Annotated in this window: 1 protein-coding gene (running past one end of the window); it reads right to left on the reverse strand. The window is 76.2% G+C overall.

Annotated features, from left to right (window positions below):
• Positions 1–21,660 carry the 3' portion of a type I polyketide synthase gene (locus EV378_RS01335; protein WP_132420937.1) on the reverse strand. Its footprint extends 11,310 nt past the window's final position, so only the last 21,660 of its 32,970 coding nucleotides appear in the window; its start codon lies beyond the right edge, outside the window — the gene reads right to left on this strand; the stop codon is at positions 1–3.

Raw genomic sequence — 21,660 nt, forward strand, 5'->3', positions numbered from 1 at the left:
TCAGTCCTGCCGGCTCCCGGCACCGTCCTCGCCGGTCCCGAGCTCGTCGTCGAGCATCGCGAACATGTCGTCGTCGGAGACCTCGCCGATGTCGTCGGACCCCGAGGTGTCCGCGGAGCCGTCCCGGTCGCGCAGACCGGCCCACTTCGTGCGCAGGACCTCGATCCGCCCGGCGACCTTGCGGTGGCCCGCCTCCTGGGCGCCGCTCCCGAGACCCGCGATCGCCCGCTCCAGCCCGTCGAGCGCGGCCAGCACGGCGTCCGCCCCGGTCGCCGGGGCGACGCCGAGCCGTTCCCGCAGGTGCGCGACGACGTCGGCAGGCGTCGGGAAGTCGAACATCAGCGTGGCCGGCAGCCGCAGCCCGGTGGCCGTGTTCAGCCGGTTCCGGTACTCGACGGCGGTCAGCGAGTCGAAGCCCAGCTCCTGGAACTGCTGCCGGGTCCCGACGGCGGAGGAGTCCGCGTGCCCGAGGACGTCGGCGGCCTGGCCGCGCACGAGCGTCAGCAGGACCTCGTCCTGCTCGGCGGCGCCGAGACCGGCGAGCGTCGAGGTGAGCGCGTCCGGGGACGGCGTCGATCCGGTGGCGGCGGCCCGACGGGCCGGGGTCCGGACCAGCCCGCGCAGCAGGGCGGGGACGTCGCCGGGACCGCGCAGCGCGGCCAGGTCGAGATCGACCGGCAGCACCAGCGCGCGCCCGGCCGCCGGACCGGCGTCGAACAGTGCGAGGCCCGACCCGACGGTCAGCGGGGCCATGCCGGAGCGCGCCATCCGCTCGGTCTCGGCGTCGCCGAGCGAGCCGGTCATGCCGCTGCCCTGCTCCCACGGCCCCCACGCCAGCGACAGGCCCGGCAGACCCGCGGCCCTGCGGTGCGCGGCCAGCGCGTCCAGGAACGCGTTGCCGGCCGCGTAGTTCGCCTGCCCGGCGCCGCCGAACACGCCGGCGACGGAGGAGAACAGCACGAACGCGTCGAGATCGCGGTCGCGGGTGGCCTCGTGCAGGTGCCACGCGGCGTCCGCCTTCGGCCGGAGCACCGTGTCCAGACGGTCCGCGTCCAGCGAGCCGAGCACGCCGTCGTCGAGCACGCCGGCGGTGTGGATCACGGCGGTCGGCTCGTGCGCGGCGACCAGGTCGGCGACCGCGCCGGCGTCGGCGACGTCGCAGGCCGCGACGGTGACCGTGGCGCCGTGCGACTCGAGGTCGGCCACCAGCTCGACCGCGCCGTCCGCGTCAACCCCGCGGCGGCTGACCAGGACGAGGTTCCGCACGTCGCGCTCAGTGACGAGGTGCCGGGCGACGATCCCGCCGAGCCCGCCGGTGCCGCCGGTGACCAGCACCGTGCCGTCCGGGCGGAACTCCGGGACCCGCTCCGGGTCCACATCGGCGTGGACGACGCGCGGGGCCAGCAGCGCTCCGCCCCGGACGGCGATCTGGGGCTCCGACGCGGTCGCGGCCACCGCCGCGGTCAGCGATCCCGTGCCCTCCCGGTCGAGGTCGACGAGCGCGACGACGCCCGGGTTCTCGCTCTGCGCCGAGCGCACCAGGCCCCAGACCGCGGAGGCGGCGAGGTCCGTGACGTCACCGCCATCGTCACCGTCATCGTCGCCGACGGCGGCGGCTCCGCGGGTGACGACGACCAGGCGGGACGCGGCGAGGGTCTCGTCGGCGAGCCACCGCTGGAGCAGGTCCAGCACCCGGCCGGTGTGCTCCCGCACCGCGGCCGTCGGGTCGGTCGCGACCGGGTCGGTCGCGACCGGGACGAGCACGACGTCCGGGACGGGGTCGAGCCCGGCGAGGCTCTCCACGTGCGCGGCGTCCAGGCCGAACGGGTCCTCGCCCAGCACGGCGACACTCGCCGCGTCCGCCGTGGTCGCCGTGTCCGGAGTGGACACCTCGACCCAGTCGACGGCGAACAGCGGGTCGCGGGACGGCCCTGCGGCGCGCATCTGCTCGGCGCTGACGGCCCGGGAGTGCAGCGCGTCGACGACGACGACGGGTGCGCCGCCCGCGTCCACGGCGTGCACGGACGTCGCGCCGTCGGCCGTCGGGGCCAGCCGCACCCGCAGCGCGGCGGCGCCGGACGCGTGCAGCGTCACGCCCTCCCACGAGAACGGAAGGGCCGCTCCCCCGCCGTCTCCACCGCCGTCGCCGAGCGAGGCGAGCAGCAGGGCGTGCAGGGCGGAGTCCAGCAGCGCCGGGTGCACCCCGAACCCGTCGGTCGCGTCGTCCGGGACCGTGACCTCGGCGAACAGCTCGTCCCCCTTCCGCCACGCGCCTCGCAGCCCCTGGAACAGCGGGCCGTAGTCGAACCCGGCGTCGGCGAGCGTGGTGTAGCAGGCGTCGGCCTCCAGCGGCTCGGCGTCCTGCGGCGGCCAGACGGCCGGGTCGAAGCCCGGTCCGGCCGTCGCGGCGGCCGGGACCACGGCGCCGGTCGCGTGCTGCGCCCAGTCACCGTCCTCCGGCCGCGACCGGACACCGATCGCACGGCGCCCGGCGTCGTCCGGCGCGTCGACCGTGACCTGGACCTGCAGCGAGCCGCGCTCCGGCAGGACGAGCGGATCGGCCAGCGTCAGCTCCTCGACGTGACCGCACCCGGCCTCGTCGGCGGCGCGGATCGCCATGTCCAGCACCGCCGTCCCTGGCACGATCACCTGACCGAACACCGTGTGCTCGACGAGCCAGGGGTGCGTGGAGCGCGCGATGCGGCCACTCAGCACGACCCCGCCGGAGGCGAGCTCGACGGACGCGCCGAGCAGCGGGTGCTCGGCCGCACCGAGACCGGCGGCGCGCACGTCGCCGCCCGCGGTACGACCGGACGGCCAGAACCACTGCCGCGCGAACGGGTAGGTCGGCAGGTCGACGCGCACGGCACCGGTGCCGTCGAACACGTCGTCCCAGCCGCCAGCCCGCCCGGCCGCGTACAGCCGGGCCCGCGCGGCGAGGGCCGCGTCGTGCTCGTCCTGGTCGCGGCGCAGGACGGGGACCACGAGCGCGTCCGTGACGGTCTGCGCGGCCATCGCCGCGAGCACCGCGTCCGGGCCGACCTCGAGGAACGTCGTGACGCCGTCGGCCTCGAGCGCCGCGACGCCGTCGGCGAACCGGACGGCCTCGCGGACGTGGCGCACCCAGTACTCCGGGTCGCACAGCTGTCCGGGCTCGGCGAGCGCGCCGGTCAGGTTGGACACGACCGGGATCTCCGGCTCGGCGTAGGTCAGCTTCTCGGCCAGCGTGCGGAAGTCGTCGAGCATGTCGTCCATCAGCGGCGAGTGGAACGCGTGGCTGACCTGCAGCCGCGTCGTCCGCCTGCCCTCGTCGCGGAACGCCGACCCGATCTCCGCCACGGCCGGCTCCGCACCGGACACGACCACGGACGCCGGGCCGTTCACGGCCGCGACCGCGACGTCGCCGGTCAGGTGCGGTGTGATCTCGTCCTCGCCTGCCGCGACGGCGAGCATCGCGCCGCCCGCCGGCAGCGCCTGCATCAGCGAGGCCCGCGCCGCGACGAGCCGGGCGGCGTCGTCCAGGGACAGCACGCCGGCCACGTGCGCGGCCGTGATCTCGCCCACGGAGTGCCCGCCGAGCCGGTCCGGGCGCACGCCCCACGACTCGACGAGCCGGTACAGCGCGACCTCGACCGCGAACAGCGCGGGCTGCGTCCAGCCGGTCTCGTCGAGCCGGTCACCGCCGTCCCACACGATGTCGCGCAACGACTCCCCAGGATCCAGCTCGGCGTCCAGCTCCGCGTCCAGTGCCGCCACGACGGTGTCGAACGCCTCGGCGAACACCGTGGACCGGTCGTACAGCTCCCGGCCCATGCCCGCGCGCTGCGACCCCTGCCCGGAGAACAGCGCCGCGAGGCCGCCGTCGTCGACGGTCCCGGTCACCACCCCCGGGTGCGACGTGCCGTCGGCCAGCGCCGCGAGCGCGTCCGGACCGGTGACGACGGCGCGGTGCGCGAACGCCGACCGCGTCGTCAGCAGCGAGTGCGCGACGTCGACGGGACGCAGCTCCGGGTGCCCGGCCAGGTGCTCGCGCAGGCGCGACGCCATGGCGCGCACCGTCTCCGGGGAGCGGCCGGACAGCACCCACGGGATCGGCCCGTCGGCCTCACCCGCGGGCGGGTCGGCAGCCGGGACGCCCTGCTCGAGGATCACGTGCGCGTTCGTCCCGGAGATCCCGAACGAGCTGACGCCCGCCCGGCGCGCGTGCCCGGTCTCCGGCCACGCCGTGTCGGCGGTGAGCAGCTCCACCGTCCCGTCCGACCAGTCCACGTGCGACGACGCGGTGTCCGCATGCAGCGTGCGCGGCAGCACCCCGTGCCGCATCGCCTCGACCATCTTGATCACACCGGCGACACCGGCCGCGGCCTGGGTGTGCCCGATGTTGGACTTCACCGACCCGAGCAGCAGCGGCTGTTCGCGCTCCGCGCCGTACGTGGCGATCAGGGCCTGGGCCTCGATCGGGTCGCCCAGCGTGGTGCCGGTGCCGTGCGCCTCGATCGCGTCGACGTCCGAGGTGGACAGTCCCGCGTTCGCGAGCGCCTGGCGGATCACCCGCTGCTGCGACGGGCCGTTCGGCGCCGTCAGGCCGTTGGACGCGCCGTCCTGGTTGACGGCGGACCCGCGGACGACGGCCAGGATCTCGTGACCGTTCCGCTCGGCGTCCGAGCGGCGTTCCAGCACGAGCATGCCGACGCCCTCGGCCCAGCCGACACCGTCCGCGTCGTCGGAGAACGCCTTGCAGCGCCCGTCCGGCGAGAGGCCGCGCTGGCGGGAGAACTCGACGAACGTGCCGGGCGTGGCCATCACGGTGACACCACCGGCCAAGGCGAGCGAGCACTCACCGGAGCGCAGCGCCTGTGCCGCCAGGTGCAGCGACACCAGCGACGACGAGCACGCCGTGTCCACCGTGACGGCGGGGCCCTCGAAGCCGAACGTGTAGGAGACCCGGCCGGAGGCGACGCTCGGCGAGCTGCCCTGGCCCTGGAAGCCCTCGAACTCGCCGCCGCCGAGGATCGAGCCGTAGTCGGAGTACATGACGCCGGCGAAGACGCCGGTGCTGCTGCCGCGCAACGACACCGGGTCGATCCCGGCCCGCTCCACGGCCTCCCACGTGGACTGCAGGAGCAGCCGCTGCTGGGCGTCGGTCGCGACGGCCTCGCGCGGGCTCATGCCGAAGAACGCGGCGTCGAACTCGCCCGCGTCGTGCAGGAACCCGCCGCGGCGGGTGTAGCTGGTGCCGGTGTGCTCCGGGTCCGGGTCGTAGAGCGCGTCCAGGTCCCAGTTGCGGTTCGCCGGGAAGTCGCCGATCGCGTCCGTGCCGTCGCCGAGCAGGCGCCACAGGTCCTCAGGGGAGGACACGCCGCCGGGGTACCGGCAGGCCATGCCCACGACGACGACCGGGTCGTCCGCCGTGGACGCCGCCACGGTGGCCGGGACGATCGCGTCCGCGCCGCCGAACAGCTCGTCGAGCACGTGGTCGGCGAGCGCGGTCGCGGTCGGGTGGTCGAACACGAGCGTCGCGGTCAGGCGCAGCCCGGTGGCGGCGGACAGGCGGTTCCGCAGCTCGACGGCGGTGAGCGAGTCGAAGCCGAGGTCGCGGAACGGGGTCGTGGCGTCCACACCCGCCGGGTCCGCGTGACCGAGCACGACGGCGATCTGCGTCCGCACCAGGTCGAGCAGCTCGTGACGGCGCTCGTCGGGGCCGAGCGGGCCGAGCCGGTCGGCCAGCCCGGCGACGGTCGCCGCTCCCCCGGCCGCCGCGCGGCGGGTCCGGTTGCGGACGAGCCCGCGCAGCACGGCCGGGACCTCGCCGAGCGCGGACAGCGCCGCGACGTCGAGCCGGACCGGGGCGATCAGCGCCGCGTCGGCGCAGAGCGCCGCGTCGAACAGGGCGGTGCCCTCCTGGGCGGACAGCGGCGGCATCCCGGAGCGGGCCAGGCGTTCGGCCTCGGCCTGTCCCAGCTCGCCGGTCATGCCGCTGCCCTGCTCCCACGGCCCCCACGCCAGGGACACCCCGGGCAGGCCGTCGGCGCGGCGGCGGGCCGCCAGCGCGTCGGTGAACGCGTTGGCGGCGGCGTAGTTCGCCTGCCCTGCGGCGCCGAGCAGGCCGGCGACCGACGAGAACGCGACGAACGCGGTCAGGTCGAGGTCGCGGGTGGCCTCGTGCAGGTGCCACGCCGCGTCCACCTTGGGCCGCAGCACGGTCGCGACGCGGTCGGCGTCCAGCGAGGCGAGCACGCCGTCGTCGAGTACGCCCGCGGTGTGCACGACGGCCGTCAGCGTGTCGCGGACGTCGTCGACGAGTGCGGCGACGGCGTCCGGGTCGGTCACGTCGCAGGCCCGCACGGTCGCCGTGGCGCCCATCGACGTGAGCTCGTCGACCAGGTCGGTCGCGCCGGGGGCGTCCGTACCCCGGCGGCTGACGAGCAGCAGGTGCCGGACGCCGTGGTTCGCGGCGAGGTGGCGGGCGAACCGCGCGCCGAGCCCTCCGGTCCCGCCGGTGATCAGCACCGTGCCGTCGGCGTCCCACGTGACGGGGTCGCCGTCGGCGGTATGCCGGGCCAGCCGGGCGGCGTGGATCTCGCCGCCGGACAGCGACAGCCAGGTCTCGTCCGAGCCGAGCGCCGTGGCCAGCACGTCCGATGACGGCTCGTCGTCGATCTCGACGAGCGCGAACGCGCCGGGGTTCTCGGTCGCGGCCGTGCGCACCATGCCCCCGACTGCGGCGGACGCGAGGTCCCCGGCGCGGGTGACGACGACGAGCCGGGACGGCTCGCAGCGCTCGGTCCACTCCTGCAGCAGCGCGAGGACGTCGGCGGTGCGGCGGTGGGTGTCCGCGACCGGGTCGTCGCCGGTCGGGGCGATCCCGACGACCGCGACGTCCGGGACGGCACCGCCGTCGGCGAGCGCGGCCGGACCGGCGTGGGCACTGACGGTGACTCCGGCCCCGCCCAGCACGTCGGCCAGTCCGAGCGCGTCGTCGCCGAGCAGCGCGACCTCCTGCGGCGCGGTGCCTCCCGTGACCGTCTGCCAGGTGAGGCCGAACAGCGCGTCGCGGGTGTCGGTGCCGGTCGGCTCGTCGCCGCGGACGGCGCGGGTGAGCAGCGACCCGACGGTCGCCACCGGGGCACCGGTGGGGTCGGCCACCTGCACGGTGACCGCGTCCGGTCCGGCCGGGGCGAGCCGCACGCGCAGCGCGGACGCGCCGGCGGCGTGCAGGGACACGTCCTGCCACGAGAACGGCAGAGCGGCCGTCCCCCCGTTCGCGAGCAGCATCGGGTGCAGCGCCGCGTCCAGCAGCGCCGGGTGCAGGCCGAACCGGCCCGCCTCCTCCGCGGTGTCGTCGGCGAGCGCGACCTCGGCGAACAGTTCGGTCCCGTCGCCGGAGTCCCGCCGCCAGGCCGCGGTCAGGCCCTGGAACGTGGGCCCGTAGGCGAATCCGGCGTCGGCGAACGCGTCGTAGCAGCCGTCGACGTCGATGCTCTCGGCACCGGACGGCGGCCACTCGGTCAGCCCGCCCGCGCCCGGCGCGGCGCCCTCGGACACCGCGCCGGTCGCGTGCTCGGTCCAGGCGTCGTCGCCGGCTCCCTCCGGACGGGACCAGATCCCGAGATCGCGACGGCTGCCGTCCGGAGCCCGGACGACGACCTGCACCTGCAGCGATCCGCTGTCCGGCAACACCATCGGCGCGCCGAGCGTGAGCTCGTCGACGCGGTCGCAGCCGATCTCGTCGCCGGCCCGCACGGCCATCTCCAGCAGCGCGGTGCCGGGCACGACGGTCCGGCCGAACACGGTGTGGTCCGCCAGCCAGGCGTGCGACCGCAGCGACAGCCGCCCGGTGACGACGAGCCCGTCGCCGGACGCGAGCCCGACGGCCGCGCCGAGCAGCGGGTGGTCGGCCGCGTCGAGCCCGGCGGCGCGGAGGTCGCCGGTGCCGCCGAGCGGCCCGGACGGCCAGAAGCGCTGCCGCTGGAACGCGTACGTCGGCAGCTCCACCGGCCGAGCGGCGGGCAGCAGAGCCGTCCAGTCCACGCCGACGCCGGCCGTGTGCAGGCGTGCCAGCGCCGTCAGTGCGGCGTCCGGCTCCGGGGAGTCCTTGCGCAGCAACGGTTCGACGACGGCGTCCCGGTCGAGCGTCTCGCGGGCCATCGCGGACAGCGTGCCGTCCGGCCCCAGCTCCACGAACCGGGTGACGCCCTCGGCCTCCAGCGCCGCGACGCCGTCGGCGAACCGGACGGCCTCGCGGACGTGGCGCACCCAGTACGCAGGGTCGCACAGCTCCCCCGACCCGGTCGGGGCGCCGGTCAGCGTCGAGACGACCGCGACCGTCGGGTCGGCGTAGGACAGACCCTCCGCGACAGCGCGGAACTCGTCGAGCATCGGGTCCATCAGCGGCGAGTGGAACGCGTGGCTGACCGGCAGCCGCGTCGTGCGGCGCCCCTGTCCGCGGAACGCCGACTCGATCTCGGCGACGGCGTCCCCGGCTCCGGACACCACCACCGACGACGGGCCGTTCACCGCCGCGACCGACACGTCGCCGGTCAGGTGCGGGGCGACCTCGTCCTCGGTCGCCTGCACCGCGAGCATCGCGCCACCGGTGGGCAGCGCCTGCATCAGCCGGCCGCGCGCGACCACCAGCCGGACCGCGTCCTGGAGCGGGAACACCCCGGCCACGTGGGCCGCGGCGATCTCGCCGATCGAGTGGCCGGCCACGACGTCCGGTCGCACGCCCCACGACTCGACGAGCCGGTACTGCGCGACCTCGACCGCGAACAGCGCGGGCTGCGTCCAGCCGGTCTCGCCCAGACGGCCGGCATCGACGCTCGTTCCGCCGACGCTCCTCTCGGAGTCGTCGCCCCACATCACGTCGCGCAGTGACGCGCCGTCCGGCGCCCCACCGGCGAGCTCGGCGTCCACGGCCGCGGCCACGGCGTCGAACGCCCCGGCGAACGCCGGGAACCGCGCGTACAGCTCCCGGCCCATCCCGAGCCGCTGCGACCCCTGACCCGCGAACAGCATCGCGGTACGGCCGGCGACGGTCGAGCCGGTAACGACCCGCGGGTGCGGATCACCGGCGATCAGCGCGGAGAGCGCGGCAGCGGGGTCGGCGGCCGTGTCGCTTCCGGCGGCCGGGTCCGCGGCGCCATCGGGCCCCGCGAGCACGACGGCCCGGTGGTCGAAGCGCGAACGCCCGGTGGCCAGCGACAGGCCGATGTCGGCGGGCCGCAGCTCCGGCCGGGCCCGCAGCATCGCGGACAGCTTGGCCGCCTGGCCGCGCACCGCGTCCGCGGAGCGACCGGACAGCACCCACGGGACGGGACCGGTCGCCTCGGCCGGCTCGCCGAGCTCCGGCTCGATCGCCGGCGTCGCGATCTCCGCCGACGCGGCCTGCTCCAGGATCACGTGCGCGTTCGTGCCGGAGATCCCGAACGAGCTGACCCCGGCCCGGCGGGCGCGCCCGGTCTCCGGCCACGCGGCCGGCGCGGTGAGCAGCTCCACGGTCCCGTCGGACCAGTCCACGTGCGACGACGCGGTGTCCGCGTGCAGCGTGCGCGGCAACGTCCCGTGCCGCATCGCCTGCACCATCTTGATCACGCCCGCGACACCGGCCGCGGCCTGGGTGTGCCCGATGTTCGACTTCACCGAGCCGAGCAGCAGCGGGCGTTCCCGCTCCGTGCCGTAGGTGGCGATCAGGGCCTGGGCCTCGATCGGGTCGCCCAGGGTCGTGCCGGTGCCGTGCGCCTCGACGGCGTCCACGTCGTCGGTCGACAGCCCGGCGCTGGCCAGCGCCTGCCGGATCACGCGCTGCTGCGACGGCCCGTTCGGCGCCGTCAGCCCGTTCGACGCGCCGTCCTGGTTGACCGCGGAACCCCGGACGACGGCCAGGACCCGGTGACCGAGACGCTCGGCGTCGGACTGCCGCTCCAGCAGCAGCATGCCGGCGCCCTCGGCCCAGCCCACACCGTCCGCGTCGTCGGAGAACGCCTTGCAGCGCCCGTCCGGGGACAGGCCGCGCTGGCGGGCGAAGTCCACGAACACGCCGGGCGTCGCCATCACCGTCACGCCGCCCGCGAGCGCGCGGTCGCACTCGCCGGAGCGCAGCGCCTGCATCGCCCAGTGCATCGCCACCAGCGACGACGAGCACGCCGTGTCCACCGTGACCGCGGGCCCCTCCAGGCCCAGCGTGTAGGCGACCCGGCCGGACGCGACGCTCGGCGAGCTCCCCGCACCCTGGAAGCCCTCGAACTCCGGGCCCGCCGTGGTCGCGCTGTAGTCGGAGTACATGACACCGGCGAACACACCGGTCGCGCTGCCGCGCAACGACACCGGGTCGATCCCGGCCCGCTCCACGGCCTCCCAGGAGGACTCCAGCAGCAGCCGCTGCTGCGCGTCCGTGGCCAACGCCTCGCGCGGGCTCATGCCGAAGAACGCGGCGTCGAACTCGGCGGCGTCGTGCAGGAAGCCCCCCTCGCGGGTGTACGACGTGCCGAGGTGGTCGGCGTCCGGGTGGTACAGCGCGTCCAGGTCCCAGCCGCGGTCGGTGGGGAACCCGGAGACGGCGTCCACGCCGTCCGAGACGAGCGTCCACAGGTCGTCCGGTGTGGACACACCACCCGGGTAGCGGGCGGCCATGCCGACGATCACGATCGGGTCGTCCGCGACGGCGGCGGTGCGGGTCGCCGTGACGGCCGGACCGTCGTCGGCACCCAGGAGGTCGTCGCGGATCACGGCGACGAGCTGCTCGACGGTCGGGTGGTCGAACACCATCGTGGCGGGCAGTCGCAGCCCGGTGACCGTGTTCAGGCGGTTGCGGAGCTCGACCGAGGTCAGCGAGTCGAACCCGAGGTCGCGGAACGCGCGGTCGGCCTCGACGTCGGCGGCGCCCGCGTGGCCGAGCACGAGGGCGACCTGGGAGCGGACCAGGTCGAGCAGCACGTCGCGGCGCTCGTCGGCGGTCAGGCCGGACAGGCGCTCGCGCAGCCCGGTGGCGGCCGCCGACGACGCGCCGGCGGCCCGGCGCGAGCGGCCCCGGATCAGCGAGCGCAGCAGCGGCGGCACCTCGCCCTGCGCGCGCAGGGCGGGGAGGTCGAGGCGGACCGGTGCGACGGCGGCGTCGCCGGTGCCCAGCGCGGCGTCGAACAGCGCGAGGCCGTCCTGTTCGGACAGCGGAGTGACACCGGAACGTGCGAGGCGCTCCGCCCCGGCGTCGCCGAGCGACCCGGTCATGCCCCGGTCCCACGGCCCCCACTGCAGCGACGTGCCGGGCAGGCCCGCGGCGCGGCGGTGCGCGACGAGCGCGTCGGTGAACGCGTTGGCGGCGGCGTAGTTCGCCTGGCCCGGGTTGCCGAACACGGCCGCCGCCGAGGAGAACACGACGAACGCGTCCAGCTCGCGGTCGCGGGTCGCCTCGTGCAGCGTCCACGCGGCGTCGACCTTCGGTCGCAGCACCGTCTCCAGCCGCTCCGGGGTCAGGGAGGCGACCAGGCCGTCGTCGAGCACACCGGCGGCGTGCACGACCGACGACACCGGGTGGGCGTCGAGCAGCGCGGTCACGGCGTCGGGGTCGGTGACGTCGCACGCGACGGCCGCGGCCGTGGCCCCGGCGTCGGCCAGCTCGGCGACCAGCGCGTCGGCGCCGTCGGCGTCCGGGCCGCGGCGGCTGACCAGCAGCAGGTCCCGCACGCCGTACGCGGACACCAGGTGGCGGGCCAGCACGGCGCCCAGGCCGCCGGTGCCACCGGTGACGAGCACGGTGCCGTCGCCGGGCGGGACGGTCGCGACGTCGTCCTCGGCCGGGGTCCGGCGGACGAGCCGGGCGGCCTGCACGGCGCCGTCGCGGACCCGCAGCTGCGGCTCCTCGCCGTCGAGCGCGGCGGGCGGAACCTCGGCCGGCGCGTCGGGATCGAGGTCGACGAGCGCGAAGCAGCCGGGGCTCTCCGACTGGGCGGACCGCACGAGCCCCCGGACGGCGGCGGCCGCCGGGTCCTCGCCGGATGTGGCACCGCGGGTGACGACAACGAACCGGACGCCGGCGTACCGGTCGTCGGTGATCCGGGTCCGGACGAGGTCCAGAGCGCGGCGGGTGAGCTCGTGCGTGTCGGCGACGACGTCGGTCCCCGTGCCGGCGAACGGCAGCACGACCGGTCCGGCGTGCTCCTCGGGCAACGCGCCGGCGTGCGGGCCCGCCAGCCCGAACGGGTCGTCGCCGACGACGACGGCCTCCACGTCCGGGGTGACCTGGTCTCCCGGAACCGGAACCCAGTCCAGGCGGAACAGGGCGTCCCGCACGACCGAGCCGGTCGTCCCACCCGCGACGGGAGCGGCACTCATGGCGAGCGACCGGACGTCGGCGACGGGCGCCCCCGCCGGATCGGCCGCGGCCAGGGTGAGCGCGCCGTCGTCGTCGCGGGACAGGCGCACCCGCAGCGCGGACGCCCCGGTCGCGGCCAGCGTGACGCCGTTCCAGGAGAACGGGACGCCGCCCGCCGTGTCGCCGGTCAGCAGCCATCCGGCGTGCAGCGCGGCGTCCAGGAGGGCCGGGTGCAGGGCGAACGCCCCGCCGTCGGCCTCCTCGTCGAGGGCGATGTCAGCGAAGATCTCGCCGTCGCGGCGCCAGGCCGCCCGCAGTCCGCGGAACGCCGGGCCGTAGGCGAAGCCCTCGTCGTCGCGGGCGTCGTAGAAGCCGGTGAGGTCGACGGCGTCGGTGCCGGACGGCGGCCAGACGGTGGCGTCGAACCCGGCGGCGGGGGCCGCGGGCACGAGCACCCCCGCGGCGTGCGGCGTCCACGGCGCGTCGACGTCAGGCGCGGCGTCGTTGCCGGCGTCCCCGTCGGCGCGGGCGTGCACGGTGACCGGACGGCGCCCGTCCGGGTCGGCGACGCCGGCCCGGACCTGGATCCGCACCGCGCCACGCTCCGGGATCTCCAGCGGCGCGGCGAGCGTCAGCTCCTCCACGCCGTCGCAGCCGACCTCCTCGCCCGCGCGCAGCGCGAGCTCCAGGAACGCGGTGCCGGGCAACAGGACCCGGCCGGCGACGACGTGGTCGGCCAGCCACGGCTGCGACCGCAGCGACAGCCTGCCGGTGAGCAGCAGGCCCTCCTCGTCGGCGAGCGCGACGACACCGGTGACGAGCGGGTGCCCGGTCGTGGCCAGTCCGAGCGCGCCGGCGTCGGCACCGCCGCGGGCGCCGGACGGCCAGAACGGGCGGTGCTGGAACGCGTACGTCGGCAGGTCGACGACGCGGGTGCCGGACGGCAGCACGGCCGTCCAGTCGACGTCGACTCCCCGGGTGTGCAGCGCGGCGACGGCGGCGAGTGCGGTGCGCTCCTCGGCGGTGTCGCGGCGCAGGGCGGGCACGGTCGCGACGTCCTCGGCGAGCGTCTCGCGGGCCATCGCGGACAGCGTGCCGTCCGGGCCGAGCTCCAGGAACGTGGTGACGCCGCGCTGCTCGAGCGCCGCGACGCCGTCGGCGAACCGGACCGGCTCGCGGACATGGCGCACCCAGTACTCCGGGTCGCCCAGCTCGCCGCCCTCGGCGAGCGCGCCGGTCACGTTCGAGACGACCGGGAGCGACGACTCGGCGTAGGCCAGGGACCCGGCGACCGTGCGGAACTCGTCGAGCATCGGGTCCATCAGGGGTGAGTGGAACGCGTGCGACACATCCAGCCGGCGGACCCGGCGGCCCGCGAACTCCGCCTCGATCGCGGCGACCGCCTCGGACGTGCCGGACACCACCACGGAGGTGGGCCCGTTGACCGCGGCGATCGACACGGCGCCGGTCAGGTGCGGGGTGACCTCGTCCTCGGTCGCCTGCACCGCCAGCATGGCGCCACCAGCGGGGAGCGCCTGCATCAGCCGGGCACGCGCCGCCACCAGACGGGCCGCGTCCTCCAACGAGAACACGCCCGCCACGTGCGCCGCCACGATCTCACCGATCGAGTGCCCACCCACGAACTCCGGCGTGACACCCCACGACTCGACCAGCCGGTACAGCGCCACCTCCAGCGCGAACAGCGCGGGCTGCGTCCACCCGGTCTCGTCCAGGTGCGTCCCGTCCTCGATCACGCCGGGCAGGTCCGGCAGGCACAGCGCCGCGACGGCCGCGTCGAACGCCGAGGCGAACACCGGGAACCGCGCGTACAGCTCGCGGCCCATCCCGGCACGCTGCGCACCCTGGCCGGTGAACAGCACCGCCGTGCGCCCGACCGTGGCCCGGCCGGTCACCGCCGACGGGTGCGGCTCGCCGCCGGCCAGCGCCGCGAGCGCGTCCCCGGCGTCCGGGCCGCCGAGCACGACGGCCCGGTGGGCGAACGGTGACCGCGCCGTGACCAGCGAGAACGCGACGTCGGCCGGGTCCTGCTCCGGGTTGCGGTCGAGGTGCTCGCGCAGTCGGGCGGCCTGGCCGCGCAGCCCCTCCGGCGACTTCGCGGACAGCACCCACGGCAGGACGCCCGGTTCCGGGTCCGCCACGTTCCCGGTCTCGACGACGGCGGGTGCCTGCTCGAGCACGACGTGCGCGTTCGTGCCGCTGATCCCGAACGACGACACGCCGGCCCGGCGGGCGTGCCCGGTCCGCGGCCACGGCGTCGCCTCGGTCAGCAGGGACACCGCCCCGGCCGACCAGTCGACGTGCGACGACGGCTCGGTCACGTTCAGCGTGCGCGGCAGCGTCCCGTGCCGCATGGCCATGATCATCTTGATCACGCCGGCCACACCGGCGGCGGCCTGCGTGTGGCCCATGTTCGACTTGACGGAGCCGAGCAGCAGCGGCTGCTCGCGGTCCCGCCCGTAGGTGGCGATCAGGGCCTGCGCCTCGATCGGGTCACCCAGCGTGGTGCCCGTGCCGTGCGCCTCGACGGCGTCCACATCGGACGGCGACAGGCCGCCCGCGGTCAGCGCCTGGCGGATCACCCGCTGCTGCGACGGGCCGTTCGGCGCCGTCAGGCCGTTCGACGCACCGTCCTGGTTCACCGCGGAGCCGCGGACGACGGCCAGGATCCGGTGGCCGTTGCGCTCCGCGTCGGACTGTCGCTCCAGCACGAGCATGCCCACGCCCTCGGCCCAGCCGACGCCGTCCGCGGACTCGGAGAACGGCTTGGACCGCCCGTCCGGCGCCAGGCCGCGCTGGCGGGAGAACTCGACGAACGTGCCGGGGCCGGGCATCACGGTGACGCCGCCGGCCAGCGCCAGCGTGCACTCCCCGCCGCGCAGCGCCTGCGCCGCGAGGTGCAGCGCGACCAGCGACGACGAGCACGCCGTGTCCACGGTCATGGCCGGGCCCTCGAAGCCGAACGTGTACGACACCCGCCCGGACGCGACGGACAGCGCGCTCCCCTGTCCGGAGAAGCCCTCGAACTCGGTGCCGTCGAGATGGGTCCCGTACCCGTTGTGCATGACGCCGGCGAACACGCCGGTCGCGCTGCCGCGCAACGACACCGGGTCGATCCCGGCGCGTTCCACGGCCTCCCACGACGACTCCAGCAGCAACCGCTGCTGGGCGTCCGTGGCGGTCGCCTCGCGCGGGCTCATCCCGAAGAAGTCGGCGTCGAACCCGGCGACGTCGTCCAGGAAACCGCCCGCACTGGCGTACGACGTGCCGTGGTGGTCGGGGTCGTCGTCGAACAGGCCGTCGAGCTCCCAGCCGCGGTCGGTCGGGAAGTCGCCGATCACGTCGGTGCCCTCGTCGAGCATCCGCCAGAGGTCCTCCGGCGACGTGATGCCGCCAGGGAAGCGGCAGCTCATGCCGACGACGACGATCGGGGCGTCACCGGCCCGCACACCGGGCACCGCCACGTCGGAGGTGGCCGCGTCGTCGCCGACGAGCTCGGCCAGCAGGTGCTCGGCCAGCGCGGTGACCGTCGGGTAGTCGAAGACGGCCGTGGCGGGCAGTCGCAGGCCGGTGGCCGCGCCGAGGCGGTTGCGGAGCTCGACGGCGGTGAGCGAGTCGAACCCGAGGTCGCGGAACGCGAGCGACGGGTCGATGCCGTCGCCGGACGCGTGGCCGAGCACGAGCGCGGCCTCGCCGCGGACGAGGTCGAGCACGGTCCGCTGCCGCTCGACGGGCTCGGTGCGGGCCAGGCGGGCGGCCAGACCCGTGGTGTCGTCGCCGCCGGTCGCGGCCGAGCGCCGGTTCCGGACCAGGCCGCGCAGCAGCGGCGGGACGTTCCCGCGGCGGCGCAGGGTCGCGAGGTCGAGACGGACCGGGACGAGCGCGGCGTCACCGGTCGCGAGGGACGCGTCGAACAGCGCGAGGCCCTCGTCGGCGCCGATCATCGGCATGCCGGACTCGGCGGCGCGACGCACGTCGCGCTCGTCGAGACCCGCCGTCATGCCGGCGCCCTGGTCCCAGGCACCCCACGCCAGCGACGTGCCCGGCAGCCCCTCGGCCCGACGGGCCGCGGCGAGCGCGTCGAGGAACGCGTTGCCCGCCGCGTAGTTCGCCTGCCCGGCGCCGCCGAACACACCGGCGACGGAGGAGAACAGCACGAACGCGTCCAGGTCCCGGTCGCGGGTGGCGGCGTGCAGGTTCCACGCACCGTCCACCTTGGGCGCCAGCACGGTGTCCAGGCGGTCCGGGGTGAGCGAGGCGAGCACACCGTCGTCGAGCACTCCGGCGGTGTGGATCACCGCGGTCGGCTCGTGCTCGGCGACCAGCTCGGTGACGGCGGCGGCGTCGGCGACGTCGCACGCGGCGACCGTGACGTCGGCGCCGAGCTCCTCCAGCTCGGCGACGAGCTCGGCCGCGCCGGACGCGGCGGCACCGGAGCGGCTGGTCAGCAGCAGGTTCCGGACGCCGTGCGCGGTGACCAGGTGCCGGGCGACGACCCCGCCGAGGCCACCGGTACCGCCGGTGACCAGCACCGTCCCGTCGGTGCTCCACGGGCGCGGCAGCGTGAGCACGATCTTGCCGACGTGGCGCGCCATGCTCATGAAGCGGAACGCGTCGCGGGCGTGCCGGACGTCCCACGTCCGGACGGGCAGCGGGGTCAGGGCGCCGTCGTCGAACAGGCCCATGAGCGTGGACAGCATCGCGCCGACCGCGTCCGGCTCCACCCAGGCGAGGTCGAACGCCTGGTAGGCGACGCCGTCCGGGGTGTCGTCGGCGTCGCGGATGTCGGTCTTGCCCATCTCCAGGAACCGGCCGTGCCCGTCGAGCAGCCGCATCGACGCGTCGACGAAGTCGCCCGCCAGCGAGTTCAGCACGACGTCCAGGGGGCCGTGGGCCGCGAACGTCTCCTCGAAGTCGAGCGTGCGCGACGACGCGATGTGGTCGTCGGCGACGCCGAGCCCGCGCAGGACGTCCCACTTGGCATCGCTCGCCGTCGCGAACACCTCGGCGCCGAGGTGGCGCGCGATCTGGATCGCGGCCATGCCGACGCCGCCGGCACCGGCGTGCACCAGCACCTTCTCGCCGGGCCGCACGTCGCCGAGCTCGCGCAGCGCGTGCCACGCGGTGAGGAACACGAGCGGGATCGACGCCGCGGTCTCCCAGTCCCAGCCGTCGGGCAGGTGGGCCAGGCGGCGGGCGTCGTCGACGGCGAGGTCACCGAGGCTGCCGGACACCATGCCGAACACGCGGTCACCGGGGGCGAGACCGGTGACGTCCGGTCCGACGTCGACGACGACGCCCGCGCCCTCGTGCCCGAACCGCCCGGCGTCGCCGGGGTACATGTCGAGCGCCTTGAGCACGTCGCGGAAGTTGAGGCCCGCGGCGCGGATCGCGACGCGCACCTGGTGGCCGGTCAGCGGTGCGCCGGCCTCCGGGTACGGGACGGCGGCGAGCCCGTCGAGGCTGCCGGGCGTGGTGGCGTCGATCCGCCACGGCGTGCCGGCCGGCGGGACGATCGCGGTGGACGCGTCGACGCGGGCGAGCCGGGCGGCGAGCACGGCTCCGTCGCGCAGCGCGACCTGCGGCTCGCCGGTGTGCGGTGCGGAGTGCAGCGCGGAGTGCAGGAGGTGCCCGCGCGCGGCCGACTCCGGGTCACCGCCGTCCGCCGCGGCGGGGGCCGGGGCGGCCGGGTCGGTGCCGGCCGGGTCGCGGTCGACGAGCACGATCGTGCCCGGGAACTCGGACTGCGCGGAGCGGACGAGGCCGTGCACGGCCGCGGCCGCGACGTCGGTGACCGGGTGGTCGGCCGCCGCGACGGCGCCACGGGTCACGACGGCGAGCCGCGTCCCGTCGAGGTCGTCGCGGGAGGTCCAGTCCTGCAGCAGCTCCAGCACGCTCGCGGTGAGCGTGCGTGCCGCGGCGGCAGGGTCGGGCGCGGCGGCCGGACCGTCGCCCGGGGCCCGGCGGAGGTCGGTGGGGTCGTCGCCGCACAGCGGGACGACGACGACGGCCGGGAGGCCGGCCGCGACCACCGCGTCCAGGTCGGACGGCCGGGTGACGGCGGCACCGGCCGCGGTGAGGTCGGCCGCGACACCGGTCGGGTCGTCGCCGAGCACGGCGACCGTCGCGTCGTCCGGCACGTCCGGCATCTCCGTGACGGGGGTCCAGTCGACCCGGAACAGCGCATCGCCGGCACCTCCGGCGGAACGTGCGGCGCCCAGCTGCTCGCCGGACACCGGGCGGACGGCGAGCGTGTCGACGGAGGCGACCGGGCGGCCGGCGGTGTCCGCGGCGGCGATGGCGACGGAGCCGTCGGCGGCCCGGGTGAGCCGGACGCGCAGTGCGGTGGCGCCGGTCGCGTGCAGCGTGGCGCCCTCCCAGGAGAACGGGAGACCGCTGTCGTCGCCGGTCAGCATCGCGGCGTGCAGCGACGCGTCCAGCAGGGCCGGGTGCAGGCCGAACGCGGCGGCGTCCTCGCCCGCGCCCTGCGGCAGGACGACCTCGGCGTAGAGGACGTCGCCGTCCTGCCAGGCCGAACGCAGCCCGCGGAACACCGTGCCGTACGCGAAGCCGGCGTCGGCGAAGCGGTCGTAGCAGCCGTCGGTGTCCAGCTCGCGGGCACCGGGCGGCGGCCACGCCGTCGCGTCGAACTCCGGGGCCGGGATGTCCTGCGTGGACAGCAGGCCGGTGGCGTGCTGCGTCCAGGACGCGTCGGTCCCGCCGTCGGCACGGGAGTGGATCGTGACCGTGCGTCGCCCGTCGTCGCCTGCGACGCCGACCCGGACCTGGGTGCGGACGGCCCCGTGGTCCGGCACGACGAGCGGCGCGGCCAGCGTGAGCTCCTCGACGCGGTCGCAGCCGACCTCGTCGCCTGCGCGGAACGCCATCTCCAGCAGCGCCGTGCCGGGGACGAGCACGGTGCCGTGCACGGCGTGGTCGGCCAGCCACGGGTGCGTGGCGAGCGACAGCCGTCCGGTGCAGACGACGCCCTCGCCCTCGGCGAGCTCGACGGCACCGTGCAGGATCGGGTGGCCGGTGGCGGCGAGGCCGAGCGCAGCCGCCCCGGCGCCGGGCCGGGCGCCGGTGGGCCAGTACGTGGAGTGCCGGAACGCGTACGTGGGCAGCGCGATCCGGCGCCCGCCCGCGTGGAACGAGGACCAGTCGACGTGCACGCCGGAGACGTGCATCCGGCCCAGTGCGGTCAGCGCCGCGGTGGGCTCGTCGCGGTCCGCGCGCAGCAGCGGGATCGTCTCCGCATCGGGCGCCGTCTCGCGGGCCATCGCGGACAGCGTGCCGTCCGGCCCGAGCTCCAGGAACGTCGAGACGCCATCGGCCTCCAGCGCGGCGACGCCGTCGCCGAACCGGACGGCCTCGCGGACATGGCGCACCCAGTACCCCGGGTCGGACAGCTCACCGTGCCCGGCGATCGCACCGGTCACGTTGGACACCACCGGGATCACCGGGTCCGCATAGGACAGACCGTCGGCGACGGCGCGGAACTCGTCGAGCATCGGGTCCATCAGCGGCGAGTGGAACGCGTGCGACACCGCCAGCTGCCGGGTCCGCCTGCCCTGCTCACGGAACTCGGACTCGACGCCCGCGACGGCGTCCGCGGCACCGGACACGACGACCGACGCCGGCCCGTTGACCGCCGCGACCGACACCTCGCCCGTGAGATGGGGGGTGACCTCGTCCTCGGTCGCCTGGACGGCCAGCATCGCGCCGCCGGCGGGCAGCGCCTGCATCAGGCGGGCGCGGGCCGCGACCAGGCGGGCCGCGTCCTGCAGGTCCAGCACGCCGGCCACGTGGGCCGCGGAGATCTCGCCGATCGAGTGGCCGCCCACGACGTCGGGCGTGACACCCCACGACTCGACGAGCCGGTAGAGCGCGACCTCGAGCGCGAACAGCGCGGGCTGGGTCCACCCGGTCTCGTCGAGGCGGCCGGAGCCGTCCTCGATCACCTCGACCAGGTCCGGCAGCCCCAGCGCCGCCACGGCCGCGTCGAACGCGGACGCGAACACCGGGAACCGCGCGTACAGCTCGCGGCCCATCCCGGTGCGCTGCGAGCCCTGGCCGGTGAACAGCACGGCCCGCTTGCCGGGCCTGGTGCGGCCCGTGACGATCCCGACGTCCGGCTCGCCGGCGGCGAGAGCGGTCAGGGCGCGGTCGATCCCGGCGCGGTCGTCGGCGAGCACGACGGCGCGGTGGTCGAACGCGGAGCGCGTCGTGGCCAGCGAGTGGCCGACGTCGGCCGTCCCGAGCTCGGGCCGCTCGTCCAGGAACTCCCGCAGCCGGGCGGCCTGGGCCCGGAGCGCGTCGGACGACCTGCCGGACAGCACCCACGCCGCCGGGCCGTCGTCCTCCGCCACGGAGGCGGCGGCGGCCGGGACGCCCTGCTCCAGGATCACGTGGGCGTTCGTGCCGGAGATCCCGAACGAGCTCACGCCCGCCCGGCGGGCCCGTCCGGTCTCCGGCCAGTCGGCCTGCCCGGTGAGCAGCTCGACCGTGCCGTCCGACCAGTCCACGTGCGACGACGGCGCGTCCACATGCAAGGTCCGCGGCAGCGTCCCGCGCCGCATCGCCTCGACCATCTTGATCACACCCGCCACACCGGCGGCAGCCTGCGTGTGCCCGATGTTCGACTTCACCGACCCCAGCAGCAGCGGCCGCTCCCGGTCCACGCCATACGTCGCGATCAGGGCCTGAGCCTCGATCGGGTCACCCAGCGTCGTACCGGTGCCATGCGCCTCCACCGCGTCGACGTCCGCCGTGGACAGACCCGCGGCGGCCAGAGCCTGGCGGATCACCCGCTGCTGCGACGGGCCGTTCGGCGCCGTCAGCCCGTTCGACGCACCATCCTGGTTCACCGCGGACCCGCGCAGCACGGCCAGGATCTCGTGCCCGTTCCGCTCGGCGTCCGAGCGGCGCTCCAGCACGAGCATGCCGACGCCCTCGGCCCAGCCGACACCGTCCGCGCCGTCCGCGAACGGCTTCGACCGGCCGTCGGCGGCGAGGCCGCCCTGCCGGGAGAACTCGACGAACGTGGCGGGCGTGGCCATCACCGTGACGCCGCCGGCCAGTGCCAGCGAGCACTCCCCGGAGCGCAGCGCCTGCACGGCCCAGTGCATCGCGACCAGCGACGACGAGCACGCCGTGTCCACCGTGACGGCCGGCCCCTCCAGGCCCAGCGTGTAGGCGACCCGGCCGGACGCGACGCTGCCGGCGCTGCCCTGGCCGGAGAAGCCCTCGTACGCGTCGTCGCCGTCCAGCAGCGACGAGTAGTCCCCGTACATTACGCCGGCGAACACACCGGTCGCGCTGCCGCGCAACGA

It is taken from the genome of Pseudonocardia endophytica (genome assembly GCF_004339565.1).
Classification (GTDB): domain Bacteria; phylum Actinomycetota; class Actinomycetes; order Mycobacteriales; family Pseudonocardiaceae; genus Pseudonocardia; species Pseudonocardia endophytica.